The organism is Knoellia flava TL1, assembly GCF_000768675.1.
GTDB classification, from domain to species: domain Bacteria; phylum Actinomycetota; class Actinomycetes; order Actinomycetales; family Dermatophilaceae; genus Knoellia; species Knoellia flava.
Genome location: NZ_AVPI01000016.1, coordinates 1 through 3,224, shown reverse-complemented (window position 1 = coordinate 3,224; position 3,224 = coordinate 1). Strand labels below are relative to the sequence as shown.

Annotated in this window: 3 protein-coding genes; all 3 read right to left on the bottom strand. The window is 67.2% G+C overall.

The window, feature by feature from the left end; all coding sequences use genetic code 11:
* Positions 1 to 190: hypothetical protein (locus N798_RS18670; protein WP_232222671.1), on the bottom strand; the 190-nt coding region annotated here is incomplete at its 3' end.
* 308 nt (positions 191 to 498) lie between these two features.
* Complete coding sequence (locus N798_RS17270) at positions 499 to 1,233, bottom strand: hemerythrin domain-containing protein (protein WP_084100273.1); 735 nt, start codon at positions 1,231 to 1,233, stop codon at positions 499 to 501.
* Positions 1,127 to 3,224: fibronectin type III domain-containing protein (locus N798_RS07355; protein WP_232222670.1), on the bottom strand; the 2,098-nt coding region annotated here is incomplete at its 5' end. The genes N798_RS17270 and N798_RS07355, both read right to left, overlap by 107 nt.

The window sequence follows — 3,224 nt, the reverse complement described above, 5'->3', positions numbered from 1 at the left end:
TGTCGTCGATGGTGACCAGACCATCGGAGGGTGAAAGCGCCGCACTGATCAATGCCGGTGGTGCCTCGATTGCAGCCGCAGAACCACCAGGAATCAAGAGGAGGAATAGTGAGACCAGTAGGCCGATGCACACGCGGGCGGCGGCGCCATCTTCCTTGCGGAGGCTGGGCGCAGGCGTGGCACGGATCATCGAGAGTCCCCCGGGTGAGATTTACGGCCCCGATGAAGTTCAAGGGGTGCGACAGCAGCATAGGTCTTTACGCTCCCCACATTTGCACCTCGGAAGAATTCGCAGGCGGGGCTTTGTATGAGGCGAATCAGAGGTCACTAAGGCACGTCTCGTCCACTCGGGAAGGCGGTCTAGGACCGGCTTCCGGGCAGCAAACCGGCTTGCGTTAGCCGAGAGTGGCGAACCCGACCGGAGCGGCGATGAGCTCGCCCCCACCGATCGCGGACTCGGAGCAGTGACGCTCGCTCGGCATCCGAGCGTCCGGCGTATCACGGTGATACGGCGGTCCCGAGCAGGTCGGCGTGACGGAAGGCGCGCTGCTCGCGACGGGCGTACGCACGCCGCACCACGGCATACAGGAGCTTGAACGGGCCACCGCTGAAGGCGAAGAAGCGCTCGAGGGCAGCGGGCGGGAGCCCGTCGGTGACCCAGCCGATCATGAAGGGGGTGTCGCGCAGGCGGTAGCCCTTCTGGATCGCGAGCTCGACGCCGGCCATCTCGTCCTCGGTCATGACGCGCTGGACGAGCGGCAGGACCACGGTCTCCTCGTGCTCGAGGTGCGCGCCGAGGGTCTCGCGCAGGCCGGCGAGCCGGATCTCGAGGGCGTGCCGGTGGTCGTCGCACGGGTGGTCGGCCATGGCGCGCCAGGCGCTGGTGAGTGCGGCGAGGGCGGGGTCGATCTCGGCATGCTCGTCGCTCATCGCGGTGACCTCGGCGCGGTCGGCGTCGGCGCCGCGGGCTTGGACTGCGGTGTCGAGGACGGGCCAGTAGAGCGTGTCCTCGCCGCCGCCGTACGAGGGCTGGTCGACGACCTCAGCCGGGTCGCGTCGGCCGCCGGCGGCGCGGAGCCGCTGGAGCCGGGGACACGATGCGGTTCGGGTCGACCGACCTCTCTTCCTAGCGTCGCCAGGCGGTGACAAAGCTCGTAGATGCTGACGTGCGTGACGCCGTGGAGTATCCGGTCTTGGTTCCGGTGACGGTGACGGTGAGGCGATAGCCCACATCGGCGGTGGAGACGCGGTATTTGGCGTTCGTGGCTCCGCGTATCGGGGTCACGACGCCAGTGGCGGAGACTCTCGACCAGCGGTACGAGAGCGCGACCGGGGATGGACCCCACGAGCCTGCGTTGGCTGTCTTGACGTATCCCGGTTTGGATCCGCCTGTCACGGTGGGCGTCACGACCGACAAGATGGAAGGCGCACTTGGGGTGATGGTATTGCTGGGTGTGGAGGTGGGGCTGGTGCCGGCGCTGTTGGTGGCGGTCACGGTGAAGGTGTAGCTGGTGCCGTTGCTCAGTCCGGTGAGGGTGGCGGTGGTGGCGCCGGTGGTGGTGGCGGTTTTGCCGCCGGGGCTGGCGGTGACGGTGTAGCCGGTGATGGGTGCGCCGCCGGTGTTGGTGGGGGCGGTCCAGGACACCGTCGCGGAGGTGTCACCAGCAGTGGCGGTCACGGCCGTGGGTGCGCTCGGTGCGGTGACCGGCGCCTTGGGGGTGATGGTGTTGCTGGGTGTGGAGGTGGGGCTGGTGCCGGCGCTGTTGGTGGCGGTGACGGTGAAGGTGTAGCTGGTGCCGTTGCTCAGTCCGGTGAGGGTGGCGGTGGTGGCGCCGGTGGTGGTGGCGGTTTTGCCGCCGGGGCTGGCGGTGACGGTGTAGCCGGTGATGGGTGCGCCGCCGGTATTGGTGGGGGCGGTCCAGGACACCGTCGCGGAGGTGTCACCAGCAGTGGCGGTCACGGCCGTGGGTGCGCCCGGTGCGGTGACTGGCGGAGTCCTCGTGACGGTGAGCTTGCTCGGGTGGACGTGGAAGGTGTTGTCGTCGTTGCCGAGCGTGTCATCGAGCGGGTAGATCGTCACGGACCAGGTGCCGGTGGCTGCAGTGGTGGGGATGGTGACGGTGCGCTGGTAGATCCCGTCGGTGGCGGTGCCCGAGATTCGGGTCATGGAGCCGAACCCGAGAGTTTGGGTGGTGTTGTCGGAGGTGAGGATCAGGGTGGGGGCTTCGGCGCCGGTGGCGTCGGTGACGCGGGCGGTGACGACGACGTCCTTGGAGCCGGCATTGACGTCGGCGCTCTTGGGGGTGAAGTCGAACTGCGACAGCACAGGAGCTGCGACGTCTGGGGGCGTGCTCGTGACGGTGAGCTTGCTCGGGTGGACGTGGAAGGTGTTGTCGTCGTTGCCGAGCGTGTCATCGAGCGGGTAGATCGTCACGGACCAGGTGCCGGTGGCTGCAGTGGTGGGGATGGTGACGGTGCGCTGGTAGATCCCGTCGGTGGCGGTGCCCGAGATTCGGGTCATGGAGCCGAACCCGAGAGTTTGGGTGGTGTTGTCGGAGGTGAGGATCAGGGTGGGGGCTTCGGCGCCGGTGGCGTCGGTGACGCGGGCGGTGACCACGACGTCCTTGGAGCCGGCATTGACGTCGGCGCTCTTGGGGGTGAAGTCGAACTGCGACAGCGCCGGAGCTGCGAAGTCGGGTTCCTGGGGAGTCACAGCATTGCTCGGCTGCGACGCTTCGCTCTCACCGAGGGAGTTCGTGGCGGACACCGTGAACGTGTAAGTGTCGCCGTTAGTGAGGCCACCGACGGTGACCTGACGGGCACTAGGTCCGGTCACCACCGATACGCCACCAGGATGTGCGGTCACGATGTATCCGGTGACGGTGGCCCCCCCGTCGTTAGGCGGAGGGGACCAGGACACGACAGCACTAGCGTTGCCCGCGCTAGCCGTGATGTCGACGGGCGCTTGGGGAGTGGTGAGAGGACAAGCCTCTGAAGAGAAGGTCTTGCTCCACCGGTCGGTCCCCTGCAGGCTGTATCCGGCAAGCGGCGTGGCCGTAACGGTGATGTCACCAAGGCCAGGATATGTACCCGCAGAATGCTCCCCATCGTCAACGACGTATCGGACGCTGTTGGAGGTGGGGATAGTAAACGTGTCGTTTTGCACTCCACACTCGTCCACGAACGAAACCGGCGGTGCGGTCACTTGCTGAAGGCCCACGCGG

Coding starts and splice junctions, on each gene's coding strand:
- N798_RS17270 (WP_084100273.1), bottom strand. CDS start 1,233: ATGTGGGCTATCGCCTCACCGTCACCGTCACCGGAACCAAGACCGGAT.